This window comes from Stenotrophomonas sp. YJH_SMC_21 (assembly GCF_059369555.1).
Genome location: NZ_JCAFSU010000001.1, coordinates 276,197 through 294,076 on the forward strand (window position 1 = coordinate 276,197; position 17,880 = coordinate 294,076).

A 17,880-nucleotide genomic window follows, 5' to 3' on the forward strand; every position below is an offset into this window, starting at 1 on the left:
AGCCCTCAGTGGGCGGCCATGTAGATGTCCTGCAGCACGGCCTTTTCCAGCTCCAGCTCGCCCAGCAGGTTCTTCACGATGTCGCCCAGGCTGAGGATGCCGACCAGACGAGTGCCTTCGGTGACCATCAGATGACGGCGCCGCGAGTACGTCATCAACGACATGGCCTGCTTCAGGGTGGCCTCCGGGGCGATGCCCTCCAGGCCGGTGGACGGCAGGCTGGAAATCACCCGGCGGCCGGCCTGCGGGCCGTCGTCGGCCAGGGTACGCACGATGTCCTTCTCGGAAATGATGCCGACCGGGGCATCGTCCTTCATCACCACCAGTGCAGCGATCCTGTTCGCGCTCATCTTGTGGGCGGCGGCACCAATGGTGTCTTCGGCATCGATGGTGATGACAGCTTCTTTCTTGGATTGCAGGAGTTCGCGGACGTTCATTCTTGTTTCCTGGTGCAGGTCACTGAAGTCAAAAAGTGTGCTCTTCCGATACGCCCCCTCCCCGGGAACAGACCTTTCAGCGCACGTCTGGCGCACCCGGCTGCCGCTTGGAACGGATCGGCAGACGACGTGCTGCAACGCGAACGAGGTGGGTTCAACCGCTCAACCCGGACCTCGGTCAAATCGATTCTACGACTGCGACCATCGGTCACTACCGGCATCGATGGGACAGTTCGTCGTGGGAACCAACCGACGATCCAGAGAATGGCACCGCGGCTGAAACCGCCGCTGAATACACGCGATGCCACGCGTTAAAGATTGATTGCCTGCTGCCGACGGTGGACAGAACACCCTGTGACTGTCCCACTTGCCGCTGCCACCGGCACAAACGAAAGGGGGCCCACACGGCCCCCTTCGCTTGCAACCTCCAACCGAGCTGACGGGTGTTACTCCACCGTCACGCTCTTGGCCAGGTTGCGCGGCTTATCCACGTCGGTGCCGCGCGCCAGCGCGGTGTGGTAGGCCAGCAACTGCACCGGAATGGTGTGCACGATCGGGCTGAGCACGCCGGCATGACGCGGCGTACGGATCACGTGCACGCCTTCGGACTCGTTGAAGTTGCTGTCCTGGTCGGCGAACACGAACAGTTCACCGCCACGCGCGCGCACTTCCTGCATGTTCGACTTCACCTTCTCCAGCAGGCTGTCGTTCGGCGCGATCACCACCACCGGCATGTCCTCGTCCACCAGCGCCAGCGGGCCATGCTTCAGCTCGCCTGCCGGGTAGGCCTCGGCGTGGATGTAGGAGATTTCCTTGAGCTTGAGCGCGCCTTCCAGCGCGATCGGGTAATGCAGGCCACGGCCCAGGAACAGCGCGCTGCTCTTGCGTGCGAAACGCTCGGCCCAGGCAGCGATCTGCGGCTCCATGTTCAATGCGTGCTGCACGCTGCCCGGCAGGAAGCGCAGCTGCTCGAGGTAGTCCGCTTCCTGCGCCGCGTCGATGCGGCCGTGCAGCTTGCCCAGCACCACGGTCAGCTGGAACAGTGCCGCCAGCTGGGTGGTGAAGGCCTTGGTCGAGGCCACGCCGATCTCGGCACCGGCACGGGTGTAGCACACCAGTTCGCTGGCGCGCGGAATCGCACTTTCCGGCACGTTGCAGATCGACAGCGTGTGCTTGTGGCCGAGCGACTTGGCGTACTTCAGCGCTTCCATCGTATCCAGCGTTTCGCCGGACTGGGAGATGGTGACGATCAGATGCTTCGGGTTCGCGTAGGCCGCGCGATAGCGGTACTCGCTGGCGATCTCCACGCTGCACGGAAGGCCGGCGATGGCTTCGATCCAGTAGCGCGCGGTCAGGCCGGCGTAGTAGCTGGTGCCGCAGGCGATGATCTGCACACCCTCGATGCCCGACAGCACCGCTTCGGCGTTCTTGCCGAACAGCCCGGCCGGGAAACCACCGGCGTCGATCGCCGCCTCGATGGTGTCGCCCAGCGCGCGCGGCTGCTCGTGGATCTCCTTCTGCATGAAGTGGCGGTACGGGCCCAGCTCCAGCGATGCCAGCGACACATCGGACAGATGCACGTCGCGCTCGATCGGCCGGTCGTGCTCGTCGAAGATGCGCACGCCATCGCGACGGATCTCGGCGGTATCGCCCTCTTCCAGGAAAATCACCTTGCGGGTGGCCGAGATCACCGCCGAGACGTCGGAAGCAACGAAGTTCTCGCCCTCGCCCAGGCCGATCAGCAGCGGGCAGCCCATCCGCGCGCAGACGAAGCGTTCCGGCTCGGCGCGGCTGACCACGGCCAGTGCGTAGGCACCGGTCAGCTCCTTCACCGTATGCTGCAGCGCCACCAGCAGGTCGTCACCACTCTTCAGGTGATGGTGGATCAGGTGTGCGATGACTTCGGTGTCGGTCTGCGACTCGAAGGTGTAGCCCAGCGCACGCAGCTTCTCGCGCTGCTCTTCGTGGTTCTCGATGATGCCGTTGTGCACCAGCGCCACGCCATGGCTGATGTGCGGATGCGCGTTGGCCTCGGTGACGCCCCCATGGGTGGCCCAGCGGGTGTGGCCGATGCCCAGCACCGCGTTGAAGCCCTCGGCCTCGGCCGCCGTGGCCATTTCCGACACACGACCGGTACGACGCACGCGACGTACATCGCGGCGCTCACCCTGGTCGATCACCGCGATGCCGGAGGAATCGTAACCACGGTACTCCAGCCGCTTCAGGCCTTCGATCAGCACCGGCACTACGTCGCGATCAGCGATCGCACCCACGATTCCACACATGTCACGCGTTTCCTTGAAGACGATCGTCGCATTCTAGCCTGCGTGCCCGCGCTCCCCCTCCTGTCCGCTTAATGAAAGTGTCCGGAAAGGTGTCCGCGGACACCCGGACACTTCACATCACACCCCAACTCATTGACCCATAAGGAATTAAAGTTGGCACGCTACGTGCTTGGTACTGGCTACCACCGTCAGGCACGCACCCGATGATCCGCGACACTTCCGCCCAGGACCAGATCGTTTCCTCCGCTCCGGCCAGCGCTCCGCGCGCCAACTGGCTCCGTTACCGTTGGCCGGCGCTGGGCACGATCGCCCTGCTCGCCGGCATCGGCTGGGCCGTGCACGCCTGGTCCAACGCCAGCCGCTCCTTCGACAGCAGCCGCGTGCGCATCGCCGAAGTGAAGCGGGGCGACCTGGTCCGTGACATCGCCGCCGACGGCCGCGTGATCGCCGCCAACAGCCCGGTCCTGTATGCCATCTCTGCGGGCACCGTGGACCTGAAGGTGGTCGCCGGTGACGTGGTGAAGAAGGGGCAGGAGCTGGCGGTCATCGACAGCCCCGAACTGCGCAGCAAGCTGGCCCAGGAACAGGCCACCCTGGCCGGCCTGGAGGCCGAGGCCAGCCGTGCCGCGCTGGACGCCACCCTGGCCCGCGCCAAGTCGCGCAAGGAAACCGACCAGGCCACCATCGAACGGCAGGCCGCCGACCGCGACCTGCAGCGCTACCAGCGCGGCTACGACGGCGGGGCGGTGCCGCAGATCGACCTGGCCAAGGCCAAGGACTCGCTGAAGAAGGCCGACATCACCCTGGCCAACGCCACCACCGATGCCCGCCTGCAGAGCCAGGGCGCGGACCTGGATGCCCGCAACAAGCGCCTGCTGGCCGATCGCCAGAAGGCGGTGGTGGCCGAAGTACAGCGCCAGGTCGATGCGCTGACGCTGCGTGCCCCGTTCGATGGCCAGGTCGGCCAGGTGCAGGCGGTGCAGTCCACCAACCTGGCCGCCAATGCCCCGGTGCTGGGCGTGGTCGACCTGTCCAAGTTCGAAGTCGAGATCAAGGTGCCGGAGAGCTTCGCCCGCGACCTGGCGATCGGCATGCCCGCACAGCTGACCGGTGGCAACGGCCAGCCCTTCCCGGGCGAGATCAGCGCGGTGTCGCCGGAAGTGGTCAACGGCGAGGTCAATGCCCGCGTGCGCTTTGCCAGCGCGCAGCCGGAAGGCCTGCGCCAGAGCCAGCGGATGTCAGTGCGCGTGCTGCTCGATACCCGCAGGAACGTGCTCAAGGTCGAGCGCGGCCCGTTCGTCGAACAGGGCAATGGCATGGCCTACGTGATGGATGGCCGCACCGCCGTGCGCCGTCCGGTGGAACTGGGCGTCAGCAGCCTGGGCGAAGTGGAAATCAAGTCGGGTGTGCAGCCGGGCGACCGCATCGTGGTCTCCGGCAGCGACCTGTTCAAGGACGCCGAACGCGTCTCCGTCAACTGATACCTGATACCTGAATCCTGGAGAGAGGACACCCCATGTACATGCTCGAAATGCGTTCGGTCGCCAAGGTCTTCCGCACCGAACAGGTGGAAACCCACGCACTGCGCTCGCTGGAACTGCAGGTCAAGGAAGGTGAGTTCGTCGCGGTCACCGGCCCGTCCGGCTCCGGCAAGACCACCTTCCTCAACATCGCCGGCCTGCTGGAAACCTTCACCAGCGGTACCTACATGCTGGACGGCCAGGACGTGAGCACGCTGGGCGACGACGCCCGCAGCCGCCTGCGCAACCAGAAGATCGGCTTCATCTTCCAGGGCTTCAACCTGATCCCCGACCTGAACCTGTTCGACAACGTCGACGTTCCGCTGCGCTATCGCAGGATGAGCGCCAACGAGCGCCGCGAACGCATCGAGAAGGCACTGACCCAGGTCGGCCTGGGCTCGCGCATGAAGCACTATCCGAATGAACTGTCGGGTGGCCAGCAGCAGCGCGCGGCCATCGCGCGTGCGCTGGCCGGCAGCCCGCGCCTGCTGCTGGCCGACGAACCGACCGGCAATCTGGATACGCAGATGGCCCGGGGCGTGATGGAGCTGCTGGAGGAGATCAACGCCGCCGGCACCACCATCGTGATGGTCACCCACGACCCGGAACTGGCCGCGCGTGCGCAGCGCAACGTGCACATCGTCGATGGCCAGGTGACCGACCTGGTGCGCGAGCCGGTGCTGGCCACGCCGTTGCGCCACATCGTCGCCGTCAACGAGTGAGGGCCCGACCATGTTCGCCTACTACGCCCGATTGGCGGCGCGCAGTTTCCGCCGCAACAAGGTCCTGACCGCGCTGATGGTGATCGCCATCGCGCTCGGCATCGGCGCCTCGATGACCACGTTGACCGTATTCCACGTGCTGTCCGGCGACCCGATTCCGGGCAAGAGTGACCGCCTGTTCTACGTGCAGCTCGATGCCGCGACCGGCGCCTATGTCGCCGGCGAGGAACCGGAAACCCAGCTGACCCGCTTCGACGGTGAAGCGCTGCTGCGCGAGGCCAAGGGCGAGCGCCAGGCGCTGATGAGCGGCGGCGGCGGCACCATCGAACCGGACAACAGCACGCTCAAGCCCTTCAGCATCGACACCCGCTGGACCTCGGCCGATTTCTTCCCGATGTTCGAGGTGCCCATGCAGTACGGCCGCCCCTGGACGCGCGAGGACGATGAAGGCCGCGCACGCGTGGTGGTCATCTCCAAGGCGCTCAACGACAAGCTGTACCAGGGCGCCAACAGCGTGGGCCGCGACCTGCGCATGGAAGGCCAGAGTTACCGCATCGTCGGCGTGATGAAGGAATGGAGCCCGGAGCCGCACTTCTACGACCTGACCACCGGCAGCTACGGCAAGAACGAAGACCTGCTGCTGCCGATCTCCACCTCGTTCGACCTGAAGCTCGGCAACAACGGCAACATGAACTGCTTCGGCGAAAACCCGGACGGCAACAGCTACTCGCTCAATGCACCGTGCGCGTGGCTGCAGTACTGGGTGGAAATGGACCCGGCCAAGGCCGGCGACTACCGCCGCTACCTGGAGAACTATTCGACCCAGCAGCGCGAGGCAGGCCGCTTCAAGCACCCACCGAACGTGCGCCTGCGCACCGTGATGGAATGGCTGGACTTCAATGGTGCCGTGCCCAGCGACGTGCGCCTGCAGCTGTGGCTGGCGCTGGGCTTCCTCGGTGTCTGCCTGGTCAACACGGTAGGCCTGCTGCTGGCCAAGTTCCTGCGCCGCAGTGGTGAGATCGGCGTGCGCCGTGCACTCGGTGCCAGCCGTGGCCAGATCTTCCTGCAGTGCCTGGTGGAAGCCGGCGCGGTGGGCGTGGTCGGTGGCGTGCTGGGTATCGGCCTGGCCCTGCTTGGCCTGTTCGCGGTGCGCCAGCAGCCGGTGGAATACGCAAAGCTGGCCCACCTGGACGGCAACATGCTGCTGCTCGCGCTGGGCCTGACCCTGTTCGCCAGCCTCGCCGCCGGATTCCTGCCCGCCTGGCGCGCGATGCAGGTCACCCCGGCCATCCAGCTCAAGTCGCAGTAAGCACCTGAACGAGGACTCCCATGGACATCCGCCCCATCCTCAGCACACTGCGCCGGCACAAGACCGCTGCCGCTCTGATCGTGCTGGAAGTCGCACTGACCTGCGCCATCGTCTGCAACGCGCTGTTCCTGGTCAGCCAGCGCGTGGAGAAAATCAGCATGCCCAGCGGTATCGCCGAGAGCGAACTGGTGATGCTGCGCGTCAGCGGCATCGGCAAGCAGACCGACGCCATGTCCCGCACCCGCGAGGACCTGGCATCGCTGCGCGCGATTCCCGGCGTCAGCAACGTCACCATCATCAACCAGGTTCCCTTCCGCAACGGCTCCTCCAGCAGCAGCATCTCGCGGGTGATCGACCAGGAACGGCCGACCACCAACGCTTCGATGTACACCCTGTCCGAGAACGGGCTGGCCACGATGGGCATCAATCTGATCGCCGGCCGCGATTTCCTGCCCGACGAGTACCAGAACTTCGAAGACGTCAGCAAGGGTGGCGCCAAGGAAAAGGCCATCCCGGTCATCCTCACCCAGGCCACCGCCGCCAAGATGGAGCCCAACGGCAGCGCCCTGGGCAAGACCTACTACATGGGCAAGCAGTCGCTGCATGTGGTCGGCATCGTAGACACGCTCAGCACACCCAATGGCTGGAATGACAACTGGACCAACTCGATGCTGCTGCCGATCCGGGTCAGCTTCGACAAGGGGGGCACGTACGTGTTGCGCACTTCGCCGGAACGCCGCCAGGAGGTGCTCGATGCCGGTGCCGCCGCGCTGGAGCGCAATGACCCCAACCGCCTGATGCGCGACAAGCTGACCTATGAAGACCAGCGCAAGGACTTCTTCAAGAACGACCGCGCGATGGTCGGCCTGCTGATCACCGTCAGCATCTCGCTGCTGGTGGTCACCGCGCTGGGCATCATCGGCCTGGGCAGCTTCTGGGTGCAGCAGCGCAGCAAGCAGATCGGCATCCGCCGTGCGCTGGGCGCCACCCGCGGGCAGATCCTGCGCTACTTCCAGACCGAGAACTTCCTGCTGGCCTCGCTGGGCATCGTGCTGGGCATGCTGGCGGCGTACGCGATCAACCTGGCCCTGATGAACCTGTACGAGCTGCCGCGCATGCCGCTGTACTACCTGCCGCTGGGTGCGCTGCTGCTGTGGATACTGGGCCAGATTGCGGTGTTCGGTCCGGCACGGCGTGCGGCGGCGGTACCGCCTGCGGTCGCCACGCGGGGCGCGTGAGATGCGTGCCTGCGCGATGTGCCTGATGCTGCTCCTGCCCCTGCCGGCGCTGGCCGGTGGTGGCAGCGCACAGACGCTGGAATGGCGCCGCGATGGAGCGCGGCTGTCGCTGCGCTCGACCGAAGGCCAGGTGCATGTGGAGGCCGCCAGCCCGGAAGTGCGCTTCGGCGTGCGCAGTGGCGATCGCATCCTCCGCGTGGACGACACGGCGGTGCGCCGGGTTGAACATCTGGCCGAGGCACTGCGCCATTCCCACGCGGCCAGCGCCTATCTGTTGCTGCGCCGCGACAAGCGCGAACTGACGGTGGCGGTCAACGCCGCTGCGTGGCGACAGGCATTGGAGGTCCCGCCACCACCCGCGCCACCACCTCCGCCAGCCCCACCCGGGCGCTGAGCATCATCCGCTCCTGCACGGCCACAGGTTTGGCTATGCTTGATGGGTGGCGTCGGGCTCTCCCGGTGCGTGGACACGAACGGCTCCATCGGCGCCGCCCATCCCTTTCTGCAGAACCGCTTGATGCCTGCGATCCTGATCATCGACGACAACGCCAGCGTGGGTACTGCGCTGGACGTGCTGTTCTCCCTGCACGACATCGACACCCTGCAGGCGCACACGCCCGCCGATGGGCTGGCCCTGCTCGAGTCGCAGCCGGTCGATCTGGTGATCCAGGACATGAACTTCAGCGAGGACACCACCTCCGGTGAGGAGGGCGAAGCGTTGTTCGCGCAGATCCGTGCGCGCCATCCGGACCTGCCGGTGATCCTGCTGACCGCCTGGACCCACCTGAGCAGTGCCGTGGACCTGGTCAAGGCCGGTGCGGCCGACTACCTGGCCAAGCCCTGGGACGACCGCAAGCTGATGACCACGGTCAACAACCTGCTGGAACTGTCCGAGGCACGCCGCGAACTGGACCGGCGCCGCAGCCGTGAACTGCACCAGCGCAACGCGCTGGAAGAGAAGTACGACCTGTGCGGCGCGGTCTTCGCCGACCCCGCCAGCGAGCGCGTCATCGCCCTCGCCTGCCAGGTCGCACGCTCGGAACTGCCGGTACTGATCACCGGCGCGAATGGTGCCGGCAAGGAGAAGATCGCGCAGATCATCCAGGCCAATTCGCTGGTGGCCAAGGGCCCGTTCGTGGCGGTCAACTGTGGCGCGTTGCCCTCGGAACTGATCGAAGCCGAACTGTTCGGTGCCGAGGCCGGTGCGTATACCGGCGCCAACAAGGCGCGCGAAGGCAAGTTCGAGGCCGCCGATGGTGGCACCCTGTTCCTGGATGAGATCGGCAACCTGTCGCTCGGCGGGCAGATGAAGCTGCTACGCGTGCTGGAAACCGGCCGCTTCGAGCGCCTGGGTTCCAACCGCGAGCGCCAGGTCAAGGTCCGCGTGGTCAGCGCGACCAATGCCGACCTGCCGGCGATGATCCGCGACGGTACCTTCCGCGAAGATCTCTATTACCGCCTCAACACGGTGGAACTGGTGCTGCCGCCGCTGGCCGAACGCCCGGGCGACATCGTGCCGCTGGCCGAGCGATTCCTGACCGCTGGCAAGCCGCTGTCCAGCGCCGCCACCGCAGCACTGCAGCGGCACCCCTGGCCAGGCAACGTGCGCGAGCTGCGCAACGTGATCCAGCGTGCCGAACTGCTGGCCACCGGCAACCGCATCGAAGTGGCCGATCTCAACCTGCCGCGCGCAGCCGTCGTACCACGACCGGCACCCAGCGCAGGCAATGATCCCGACCGCACACGCATCGAGGATGTGCTGGCGCGCAACCATGGCGTCATCGCCCAGGCTGCCGCCGAGCTCGGCCTGAGCCGCCAGGCGCTGTACCGGCGCATGGACCGCCACGGTATTCCACGCGAATGAAGCGGCGCTCGTTCACTTTCCGCCTGTTCCTGCGCCTGCTGCCGGTGCTGGCACTGGCTGCGGCACTGCCGTGGCTGCTGGCCTACTGGATGGACCATGGCTGGGTGGTGACCACGGTGTCGGCGCTGATCCTGCTGTCGCTGATGTGGTGGACGCTGCGTCGGGCCACCGCCCCGGTGCGGTCACTGATGCGGGCCCTGGCGGGCACCACCAGCAGCTATCGCGACGGCGAATACAACTTCGGCGTGCACTGGCCCGGCAATGACGAGCTCGGCGACCTGGTGCAGGCACACCGGGAGCTGGGTGATGTACTGCGTGAGCAGCGGCAGGGCCTGGTGCAACGTGAGCTGCTGCTGGACACCATGGTGCAGAATACGCCGGTTGCGATGCTGTTGATCGCCTCCGGCGGTGATGGCATCGCCCGCGTGGTGTTCTCCAACCTGGCCGCGCGCAAGCTGCTGCACGGCGGTTGGAAGCTGGAAGGCCAGCGCCTGGAAGACGTGCTGGAACAGGTGCCGGTGGAACTGCGCGATGCCATCGCCCGTGGCGGTGACAGCCTGTTCGCGGTGCACGCCGAGGGGGAGGACGGCGATGAGGATGACGAGCAGGTCTATCACCTCTCGCGGCGTGCCTTCCAGCTCAACGGTCGTCCGCACGACCTGCTGCTGGTGCGCCTGTTGACCGCCGAGCTGCGCCGCCAGGAAGTGCAGACCTGGAAGAAGGTGATCCGGGTGATCAGCCACGAGCTCAACAACTCACTGGCGCCGATTGCTTCGCTCGCCCATTCCGGCGGCGTGCTGGTGCAGCGTGAACGCTTTGACCGGCTGCCCGAGATCTTCACCACCATCGAGGATCGCGCACGCCATCTGGAAGGCTTCATCCGTGGCTATGCGCGCTTTGCCAAGCTGCCACAGCCGCAGCTGCAGACCGTGCACTGGGCGCCGTTCCTGTCCAGCCTGCGCCAGCAGATCCCGTTCGGCATGGAACGTGAGCCGGACGAGGAGCTGAGCAGCCGCATCGACATCGCGCAGTTCGGGCAGGCGTTGTTGAACCTGCTGAAGAATGCGCACGAAGCCTGCGCTGAAGCCGAGCCGCCCAACGACGATGTGCAGGTACAGCTGACCCGGCTGCCGCAGTGGCTGCGCCTGGACGTGCTTGACCGCGGCAAGGGCATGAACGAGCAGGTGCTGCAGAACGCACTGATGCCGTTCTATTCGACCAAGCGCAATGGCACCGGGCTGGGGCTGGCGCTGACGCGGGAGATCGTGGAGGCCCACGGCGGACGGGTGTCACTGCAGAACCGCGGCGATGGCGGGTTGTGCGTGTCGATCCTGCTGCCGGTGGGTTGAGCGGACCGATCGGGTAGATCCACGCGATGCGTGGATATGCCGACCGAGGCCGGCATCTACCAGGCCTGCCGCATCGCCACGCGTAGATGCATCGGAAACCCCAGCGCGGCCTCTTCGGCCATCACCGCCTGCAGCCCTGCACCCCACTCCGCCTCCGGTGCGGCGACGAACCCTTCACTGGCATAGAAGGCCGCATTCCACGGCACGTCGGACAACGTGGTCAGCACGGCCGAGCGATAGCCCGCCGCCCGGGCCTGTACCAATGCATGGCGCAACAACGTGCGCCCATGACCTTGCCGCGCGTGTGCAGGATCCACATCCATCTGCAGCACGTGGAACTCACCTGCCAGTTCGCCGGCAAGCAGATAGCCGGCGATGCCACCGTCAGCCGCATCCACCACCCACAGCTGCCCGCGTTCAAGGCCATCCTGTAGTGTCGGCAGGTCCAGGCCATGCCCGGCGAACACCGGATAGGCCTCATGGCCCCTCAACACCTCGCCGGCGCGCTGCTCGATGCCGGGCAGCACACCGAGTTCATCGGCGCGGGGAATGCGGGGCTCAGGACTTCTTGAGCGGGCGCTTCCAGCCATCGATGGTTTCCTGTCGGGCACGCGCCAGTGTCAGCTTGCCGTCCGGCGCGTTGCGGGTGATGACCGAACCGGCGGCAATGGTCGCGCCGTCGCCAATGGTCACCGGTGCCACCAGCGAACTGTTGGAGCCGATGAACGCGTTGTCGCCGATGGTGGTGGTCGACTTGTTCACGCCATCGTAGTTGCAGGTGATGGTGCCAGCGCCGATGTTCACCTTGCTGCCGATCACCGCATCGCCCAGGTAGGTGAGGTGATTGGCCTTGCTACCGACACCCAGCGTGACCTTCTTGGTCTCGACGAAGTTGCCGACGTGCACGCCATCGGCCAGCACGGTGCCCGGTCGCAGGCGCGCGAACGGGCCGATCTGCGCGGCGCCCTCGGTAACCACGCCCTCCAGGTCGCAGTGCGCACGCACTTCGGTGCCCGGCCCAAGGTTGACGTCCTTCAAACGGTTGAACGGACCGACGGTGACGCCGTCGCCGAGCACCACGTTGCCCTCGAGCACGACATCGACGTCGACCAGCACGTCGCTGCCCACGGTGACAGTGCCGCGGATGTCGAGCCGGGCCGGATCGCGCACGCGCGCCCCCTGTGCGCACAGGGCCCGTACCGCACGACGCTGCCAGGCGCGCTCCAGCTGCGAGAGCTGCCAGGGGTCGTTTGCCCCTTCGGCCTCCTGCGCGTCGGCCACCAGCGCCATTTCGGCCGGCGTGTATTCATGGGCGGCAAACGCAAAGACATCGGTGAGGTAGTACTCGCCCTGTGCATTGCTGTTGGAAAGCTGCGACAGCCAACGGCGCAGCGCAGTCGATTCGGCCGCGATGATGCCGGTATTGATCGTGCGCACGCGCAGCTGGTCATCGGTGGCGTCCTTCTGCTCGATGATCGCGCCAACCTTGCCCTCGGCATCGCGCAGCACGCGGCCATATCCGGTCGGGTCATCGACATCGGCCACCAGTACCGCCAGCCGGCCCGGCTGTGCGAGCAGGTCGCGCAGGGTCTGCGCACGGATCAGCGGCACGTCGCCGTACAGGACCAGCACCTGCGCCAGGTCGGGAACCTGGGGCATCGCCTGCGCTACCGCGTGGCCGGTGCCGAGCTGCTGTGCCTGCTCGGCCCATTGCAGGTCGGGTTGGCCGGCGAAGTACTGGCGCACCGCCTCGCCGCCGTGGCCATGGACCACGTGGATCGCCGCCGGCTGGAGCTCACGGGCCGCGTCGATCACGTGCGCCAGCATCGGCTGGCCCGCGATCGGCTGCAGCACCTTCGGCAGCACCGACTTCATGCGCTTGCCTGCGCCGGCAGCGAGGATGATGACGTGCAGGGGTTGGGTCATGGGAACGGCGGTCCGTGGTTCGTTGCCGGTGATTCTAGAGCGTGCGCCGTTAACATGGGCATCCCTCCTCCCTTCGCCATGCCGATGAGCCTCGTCCGCCAGGGAAGCGCCTACCTCGTCATCGGGCTCGTGCAGCTGCTGCTCGACTGGCTCGTGTTCGTGGTCACCACCGCACTGGGCATGCCCGTGGCGCCGGCCAACATCGCCGGGCGCCTGGCCGGCATGCTGCTGGGCTTCTGGCTCAACGGCCGCTACACCTTTGCCGAGGCCGGCACCCGCAAGCTGGGATGGAAGCGATTTGCACGCTTTTTCAGTCTATGGCTGCTGCTCACCGTGGCGAGCACATTGCTGGTGAGCCTGGTGGACCATGCGCTGGGCCTGCAGTACACCTGGCTTGCCAAACCGCTGGTGGAAGGCGGCCTGGCGTGTGTGTCGTTCCTGCTGATGCGGTACGTGGTGTATCGCTGAGACGGCACCAGGATCGGGATCGGGATCGGGATCGGGATCGGGGACCGGGATCGGTGATCGGGATCGGGACTGGGGACCGGGACTGGTAGAGTCGACTGGTAGTCGACTAACGCGCGCAGCGCGGGATTTTCGCGGCCTGAACGTAGAGCAGTCGACTAACAGTCGACTCTACCCAGTCGAATCTACCCGGTCGGCTCTACCCAGCCACCCGAACAAAAACGCCGGCGCAGGGCCGGCGTTTTCGTGGATGCAGCGCGGAACCTCAGTGCTTGAGGGTCTTGCGCAGGCGTTCCAGGGCCTGCAGCTGGACGACGGCTTCCGCCAGCTTCTGCTGGGCTTCGGCCACTTCCATGGCTTCACCGCGGTTGGCCAGGATGCGCTCGGCTTCTTCCTTGGCCTTGCGGACCGAGGCTTCGTCGATGTCCTGCGCGCGGATCGCGGTGTCGGCCAGCACGGTCACCACCTGCGGCTGCACTTCCAGGATGCCGCCGGAAATGGCGAAATCCAGCTGCTCGCCATTCGGCGTGGTCACCACCACCTTGCCCGGCTTCAGGCGGGTGATCAGCGGCGCGTGCTTGGGCGCGATGCCCAGTTCGCCCAGCTCACCGGTGGCCACGACCAGGGTCGCTTCGCCACGGAAGATTTCCTGCTCGGCGCTGACGATGTCGCAACGGATCGTGCTCATGCAAATCTCTTCGCTGTTCGCGGCGGCGCAATGCCACCGTGGGAGTCCACCGGCGCGGGCGGTTGCCCGGCGCCGGCGTCAGGTCGGGCAGGATCGCTCCCGCCCGCCCCGGATCAGGCCTTCTCGGCCATCTTCTTGGCCTTCTCGACCGCTTCTTCGATGCCGCCAACCATGTAGAACGCCTGCTCCGGCAGGTGGTCGTACTCGCCATCAACGATGGCCTTGAAGCCACGGATGGTGTCCTTCAGCGGAACGTACTTGCCCGGCGAACCGGTGAACACTTCGGCCACGTGGAACGGCTGGCTGAAGAAGCGCTCGATCTTACGGGCGCGCGACACGGCCTGCTTGTCCTCTTCGGACAGTTCGTCCATGCCCAGGATCGCGATGATGTCCTTCAGTTCCTTGTACTTCTGCAGGGTCTGCTGAACGCGCTGGGCGGTGTCGTAGTGCTCGTGGCCGATGACCAGCGGGTCCATCTGGCGGCTGGTGGAGTCCAGCGGATCGACGGCCGGGTAGATACCCAGCGAGGCGATCGAACGCGACAGGGTGACGGTCGAGTCCAGGTGGGCGAAGGTGGTCGCCGGCGACGGGTCGGTCAGGTCGTCCGCGGGCACGTAGACGGCCTGGATCGAGGTGATCGAACCGTTCTTGGTCGAGGTGATGCGTTCCTGCAGGACGCCCATTTCCTCGGCCAGGGTCGGCTGGTAACCCACGGCCGACGGCATGCGGCCCAGCAGTGCCGACACTTCGGTACCGGCCAGGGTGTAACGGTAGATGTTGTCGACGAACAGCAGGACGTCCTTGCCCTTGCCATTCTCGTCCTTCTCGTCGCGGAAGTACTCGGCCATGGTCAGGCCGGTCAGGGCGACGCGCAGACGGTTGCCCGGCGGCTCGTTCATCTGGCCGTACACCATCGCCACCTTGTCGAGGACGTTGGAGTCCTTCATTTCGTGGTAGAAGTCGTTGCCCTCACGGGTACGCTCACCCACGCCGGCGAACACGGACAGACCGCTGTGCGCCTTGGCGATGTTGTTGATCAGCTCCATCATGTTGACGGTCTTGCCGACGCCGGCGCCGCCGAACAGGCCGACCTTGCCGCCCTTGGCGAACGGGCACATCAGGTCGATGACCTTGATGCCGGTTTCCAGCAGTTCGGTGGCCGGGGACTGGTCTTCGTACGACGGGGCCGCACGGTGGATTTCCCAGCTGTCGCTGGCGGCCACCGGGCCGGCTTCGTCGATCGGACGGCCGAGCACGTCCATGATGCGGCCCAGGGTGCCAGCACCGACCGGCACCGAGATGCCGCGACCGGTGTTGACGGCAACCAGGTTGCGCTTCAGTCCGTCGGTGGAACCGAGGGCGATGGTACGCACCACGCCGTCGCCCAGCTGCTGCTGGACTTCGAGGGTGATCTCGGTGTTTTCCACCTTCAGTGCGTCGTACACCTTCGGCACCGATTCACGCGGGAATTCGACGTCGACGACCGCGCCGATGATCTGAACGATCTTGCCCTGACTCATTGCTGCATCCTCTAATGTGTGCTTTGAACGAACGCGGTCAGACTGCTGCCGCGCCGCCGACGATTTCGGAGATTTCCTGGGTGATCGCTGCCTGGCGCGCCTTGTTGTAGACGAGCTGCAGGGTGCCGATCAGCTTGTTGGCGTTGTCGCTCGCCGCCTTCATCGCAACCATGCGTGCCGCATGCTCGGAGGCGACGTTTTCCAGCAGTGCCTGATACACCAGCGACTCGATGTAACGCGTCATCACGTGCTCGAGCACGGTCGCGGCATCGGGTTCGTACAGGTAGTCCCAGTCGTGGTGAGCGACCTGCTTCTCAGCCGGCGGCAGCGGCAGCAGCTGATCGAAGCTGGCCTTCTGCACCATGGTGTTCACGAAGCGGTTGTAGACCAGGTACACGCGGTCGATCTTGCCTTCGGTGAAGGCGTCGAGCATGACCTTGATCACACCGATCAGCGATTCCAGCTTCGGCACGTCGCCGATGTGGGTCACGCTGCCGACCATGTTGACCTTCACGCGGCGGAAGAAGGTCGAAGCCTTCTGGCCGATGGTCACCAGGTCCACTTCCGCACCCTTGTCCTGCCATGCCTTGGCTTCGCCCAGCATCTTGCGGAACAAGTTGTTGTTCAGGCCGCCGGCCAGGCCGCGATCGGAGGAGATCACGATGAAGCCGACCCGCTTGACCTGCTCACGCTCGACCAGGAACGGATGCTGGTAGTCGGTGCTGGCCTGGGCCAGGTGACCGATCACCTGCTTCATCGCCTGCGCGTACGGACGCGAGGTCTTCATCCGATCCTGCGCCTTGCGGATCTTGGAGGCCGAGACCATTTCCAGGGCGCGCGTCACCTTGCGGGTGTTCTGCACGCTCTTGATCTTGGTTTTGATTTCGCGTCCGCTTGCCATCTCTTGTTTCCCGTGGCGCGGGGCTGCTGCCCCGCGTTGTTCAACCGTTTGTCATCTGGTCCAGCGGAGCCAGCGGCTCCGCTCTACAGGACCGCGATTACCAGCTGCCGGTGGTCTTGAACTCGGCGATGCCCTTCTTGAAGGCACCTTCGATGTCGTTGTCCCAACCGCCGGTGGCGTTGACCTTGCTGACCAGCTCGCCCTGGGTGTTGGCGAAGTGGGCGTGCAGGCCTTCTTCGAACGCCAGCAGCTTGTTGACCGGCACGTCGTCGAGGTAACCCTCGTTGACGGCGTAGATCGACAGTGCCTGGTTGGCGATCGACATCGGCGCGTACTGCTTCTGCTTCATCAGCTCGGTGACGCGCTGGCCACGCTCCAGCTGCTTGCGGGTCGCTTCGTCCAGGTCCGAGGCGAACTGCGCGAACGCAGCCAGCTCGCGGTACTGGGCCAGCGAGATACGGATGCCGCCGGACAGCTTCTTGATGATCTTGGTCTGGGCCGAGCCACCGACGCGCGACACCGAGATACCGGCGTTCACGGCCGGGCGGATGCCGGCGTTGAACAGGTCGGTTTCCAGGAAGATCTGGCCGTCGGTGATCGAGATCACGTTGGTCGGAACGAAGGCGGACACGTCGCCGGCCTGGGTTTCGATGATCGGCAGCGCGGTCAGCGAACCGGTCTTGCCGGTGACCTTGCCTTCGGTGAACTTCTCGACGTATTCCTCGGACACGCGGGCAGCGCGCTCGAGCAGACGGGAGTGCAGGTAGAACACGTCACCCGGGTAGGCTTCACGGCCCGGCGGGCGCTTCAGCAGCAGCGAGATCTGGCGGTAGGCGACAGCCTGCTTGGACAGATCGTCGTACACGATCAGCGCGTCTTCGCCGCGGTCCATGAAGTACTCACCCATGGTGCAGCCCGAGTAGGCGCTGATGTACTGCATGGCAGCCGATTCGGAAGCGGTCGCGGCCACCACGATGGTGTGGGCCAGCGCGCCGTTCTCTTCCAGCTTGCGCACGATGTTGGCGATGGTCGAAGCCTTCTGGCCGATCGCAACGTACACGCACTTGATGCCGGTGCCCTTCTGGTTGATCACGGCATCGATCGCCATCGCGGTCTTGCCGGTCTGGCGGTCACCGATGATCAGCTCGCGCTGGCCACGGCCGATCGGGATCATCGAGTCGACCGACTTGTAGCCGGTCTGCACCGGCTGGTCGACCGACTTACGCCAGATCACGCCCGGCGCAACACGCTCCACCGGAGCGGTCAGGTCGGTGCCCAGCGGGCCCTTGCCGTCGATCGGCTCGCCCAGCGCGTTCACGACGCGGCCCAGCAGTTCCGGACCGACCGGCACTTCCAGGATGCGGCCGGTGGTCTTGGCGACGTCGCCTTCGCGCAGGTGCTCGTAGTCACCCAGCACCACGGCGCCGACCGAGTCGCGCTCCAGGTTCAGGGCCAGGGCGAAGGTGTTGTTCGGCAGTTCGATCATTTCGCCCTGCATCACGTCGGCCAGACCGAAGATGCGCACGATGCCGTCGGACACGCTGGTCACGGTGCCTTCGTTGCGCGATTCCGCGGCCAGCTTGACCTTCTCGATGCGGTTCTTGATCAGTTCGCTGATTTCGGAGGGGTTGAGCGTGGTTGCCATCGTCAAGTCCT

Annotated in this window: 16 protein-coding genes; 8 read left to right on the top strand and 8 right to left on the bottom strand. The window is 65.8% G+C overall.

From position 1 onward, the window contains the following. Window positions 1–5 precede the first annotated feature (5 nt). Entirely contained in the window at window positions 6–437 is a 432-nt protein-coding gene (locus AC5P67_RS01215) for a CBS domain-containing protein (protein WP_005411115.1), read from the bottom strand. 446 nt (window positions 438–883) lie between these two features. After that, on the bottom strand, window positions 884–2,722 hold the full coding sequence (gene glmS / locus AC5P67_RS01220) for a glutamine--fructose-6-phosphate transaminase (isomerizing) (RefSeq protein ID WP_012481313.1): 1,839 nt from the start codon (window positions 2,720–2,722) through the stop codon (window positions 884–886). Between the two features lie 203 nt (window positions 2,723–2,925). Here glmS and AC5P67_RS01225 point away from each other — a divergent pair, with 203 nt between their 5' ends. The 7 genes from AC5P67_RS01225 to AC5P67_RS01255 all read left to right on the top strand — a co-directional run bounded on the left by AC5P67_RS01225 (window position 2,926) and on the right by AC5P67_RS01255 (window position 10,724). Beyond that, window positions 2,926–4,203, top strand: a complete 1,278-nt coding sequence (locus tag AC5P67_RS01225; protein WP_005414536.1) for an efflux RND transporter periplasmic adaptor subunit — start codon at window positions 2,926–2,928, stop codon at window positions 4,201–4,203. 35 nt (window positions 4,204–4,238) lie between these two features. Continuing rightward, window positions 4,239–4,964, top strand: coding sequence for an ABC transporter ATP-binding protein (locus tag AC5P67_RS01230; RefSeq protein ID WP_005411118.1), 726 nt, complete (start codon window positions 4,239–4,241; stop codon window positions 4,962–4,964). A 10-nt stretch (window positions 4,965–4,974) separates the two neighbouring features. Then, window positions 4,975–6,273 carry an ABC transporter permease gene (locus tag AC5P67_RS01235; protein WP_043035642.1) on the top strand — a complete coding sequence of 433 codons (1,299 nt, stop codon included), beginning with the start codon at window positions 4,975–4,977 and terminating at the stop codon, window positions 6,271–6,273. A gap of 20 nt (window positions 6,274–6,293) precedes the next feature. After that, window positions 6,294–7,511: an ABC transporter permease gene (locus AC5P67_RS01240; RefSeq protein WP_495214268.1), complete on the top strand. Its 1,218-nt coding sequence runs from the start codon at window positions 6,294–6,296 to the stop codon at window positions 7,509–7,511. A gap of 16 nt (window positions 7,512–7,527) precedes the next feature. After that, on the top strand, window positions 7,528–7,905 hold the full coding sequence (locus AC5P67_RS01245) for a PDZ domain-containing protein (RefSeq protein ID WP_024957071.1): 378 nt from the start codon (window positions 7,528–7,530) through the stop codon (window positions 7,903–7,905). Between the two features lie 123 nt (window positions 7,906–8,028). Continuing rightward, a complete protein-coding gene (locus AC5P67_RS01250) occupies window positions 8,029–9,375 on the top strand; it encodes a sigma-54-dependent transcriptional regulator (protein WP_111196812.1) in 1,347 nt (448 codons plus the stop codon). Next, window positions 9,372–10,724, top strand: coding sequence for a sensor histidine kinase (locus AC5P67_RS01255; protein ID WP_005414539.1), 1,353 nt, complete (start codon window positions 9,372–9,374; stop codon window positions 10,722–10,724). The genes AC5P67_RS01250 and AC5P67_RS01255 overlap by 4 nt, the downstream gene beginning before the upstream one ends. A gap of 56 nt (window positions 10,725–10,780) precedes the next feature. On the opposite strand, the gene AC5P67_RS01260 is transcribed toward AC5P67_RS01255, so the two are convergent. Next, the gene (locus tag AC5P67_RS01260) at window positions 10,781–11,314 is read right to left on the bottom strand and encodes a GNAT family N-acetyltransferase (protein ID WP_111196809.1); all 534 of its coding nucleotides are present in this window, start codon (window positions 11,312–11,314) and stop codon (window positions 10,781–10,783) included. Beyond that, on the bottom strand, window positions 11,283–12,650 hold the full coding sequence (glmU, locus tag AC5P67_RS01265; RefSeq protein WP_111150955.1) for a bifunctional UDP-N-acetylglucosamine diphosphorylase/glucosamine-1-phosphate N-acetyltransferase GlmU: 1,368 nt from the start codon (window positions 12,648–12,650) through the stop codon (window positions 11,283–11,285). Before glmU ends, AC5P67_RS01260 begins: the two co-directional genes overlap by 32 nt. An 84-nt stretch (window positions 12,651–12,734) precedes the next feature. Between glmU and AC5P67_RS01270 the strand changes: the two genes are divergently transcribed. Continuing rightward, window positions 12,735–13,118, top strand: coding sequence for a GtrA family protein (locus tag AC5P67_RS01270; RefSeq protein WP_114618233.1), 384 nt, complete (start codon window positions 12,735–12,737; stop codon window positions 13,116–13,118). Window positions 13,119–13,380: 262 nt separating this feature from the next. On the opposite strand, the gene AC5P67_RS01275 is transcribed toward AC5P67_RS01270, so the two are convergent. From AC5P67_RS01275 to atpA, 4 genes are all read right to left on the bottom strand, one after another. Next, entirely contained in the window at window positions 13,381–13,803 is a 423-nt protein-coding gene (locus AC5P67_RS01275; protein ID WP_005411127.1) for a F0F1 ATP synthase subunit epsilon, read from the bottom strand. A gap of 113 nt (window positions 13,804–13,916) precedes the next feature. Beyond that, window positions 13,917–15,323, bottom strand: a complete 1,407-nt coding sequence (gene atpD, locus AC5P67_RS01280; protein ID WP_005411128.1) for a F0F1 ATP synthase subunit beta — start codon at window positions 15,321–15,323, stop codon at window positions 13,917–13,919. 37 nt (window positions 15,324–15,360) lie between these two features. Then, window positions 15,361–16,224: a F0F1 ATP synthase subunit gamma gene (gene atpG / locus AC5P67_RS01285; RefSeq protein ID WP_005411129.1), complete on the bottom strand. Its 864-nt coding sequence runs from the start codon at window positions 16,222–16,224 to the stop codon at window positions 15,361–15,363. A 97-nt stretch (window positions 16,225–16,321) separates the two neighbouring features. After that, window positions 16,322–17,869, bottom strand: a complete 1,548-nt coding sequence (gene atpA / locus AC5P67_RS01290; protein WP_005411130.1) for a F0F1 ATP synthase subunit alpha — start codon at window positions 17,867–17,869, stop codon at window positions 16,322–16,324. Between the last annotated feature and the right edge of the window lie 11 nt (window positions 17,870–17,880).

What these genes read in the sequence shown, in the direction of transcription:
- AC5P67_RS01215 (WP_005411115.1), bottom strand. Translation starts at nt 437, where the DNA reads ATGAACGTCCGCGAACTCCTGCAATCCAAGAAAGAAGCTGTCATCACC.
- glmS (WP_012481313.1), bottom strand. Translation starts at nt 2,722, where the DNA reads ATGTGTGGAATCGTGGGTGCGATCGCTGATCGCGACGTAGTGCCGGTG.
- AC5P67_RS01225 (WP_005414536.1), top strand. Translation starts at nt 2,926, where the DNA reads ATGATCCGCGACACTTCCGCCCAGGACCAGATCGTTTCCTCCGCTCCG.
- AC5P67_RS01230 (WP_005411118.1), top strand. Translation starts at nt 4,239, where the DNA reads ATGTACATGCTCGAAATGCGTTCGGTCGCCAAGGTCTTCCGCACCGAA.
- AC5P67_RS01235 (WP_043035642.1), top strand. Translation starts at nt 4,975, where the DNA reads ATGTTCGCCTACTACGCCCGATTGGCGGCGCGCAGTTTCCGCCGCAAC.
- AC5P67_RS01240 (WP_495214268.1), top strand. Translation starts at nt 6,294, where the DNA reads ATGGACATCCGCCCCATCCTCAGCACACTGCGCCGGCACAAGACCGCT.
- AC5P67_RS01245 (WP_024957071.1), top strand. Translation starts at nt 7,528, where the DNA reads ATGTGCCTGATGCTGCTCCTGCCCCTGCCGGCGCTGGCCGGTGGTGGC.
- AC5P67_RS01250 (WP_111196812.1), top strand. Translation starts at nt 8,029, where the DNA reads ATGCCTGCGATCCTGATCATCGACGACAACGCCAGCGTGGGTACTGCG.
- AC5P67_RS01255 (WP_005414539.1), top strand. Translation starts at nt 9,372, where the DNA reads ATGAAGCGGCGCTCGTTCACTTTCCGCCTGTTCCTGCGCCTGCTGCCG.
- AC5P67_RS01260 (WP_111196809.1), bottom strand. Translation starts at nt 11,314, where the DNA reads ATGGCTGGAAGCGCCCGCTCAAGAAGTCCTGAGCCCCGCATTCCCCGC.
- glmU (WP_111150955.1), bottom strand. Translation starts at nt 12,650, where the DNA reads ATGACCCAACCCCTGCACGTCATCATCCTCGCTGCCGGCGCAGGCAAG.
- AC5P67_RS01270 (WP_114618233.1), top strand. Translation starts at nt 12,735, where the DNA reads ATGAGCCTCGTCCGCCAGGGAAGCGCCTACCTCGTCATCGGGCTCGTG.
- AC5P67_RS01275 (WP_005411127.1), bottom strand. Translation starts at nt 13,803, where the DNA reads ATGAGCACGATCCGTTGCGACATCGTCAGCGCCGAGCAGGAAATCTTC.
- atpD (WP_005411128.1), bottom strand. Translation starts at nt 15,323, where the DNA reads ATGAGTCAGGGCAAGATCGTTCAGATCATCGGCGCGGTCGTCGACGTC.
- atpG (WP_005411129.1), bottom strand. Translation starts at nt 16,224, where the DNA reads ATGGCAAGCGGACGCGAAATCAAAACCAAGATCAAGAGCGTGCAGAAC.
- atpA (WP_005411130.1), bottom strand. Translation starts at nt 17,869, where the DNA reads ATGGCAACCACGCTCAACCCCTCCGAAATCAGCGAACTGATCAAGAAC.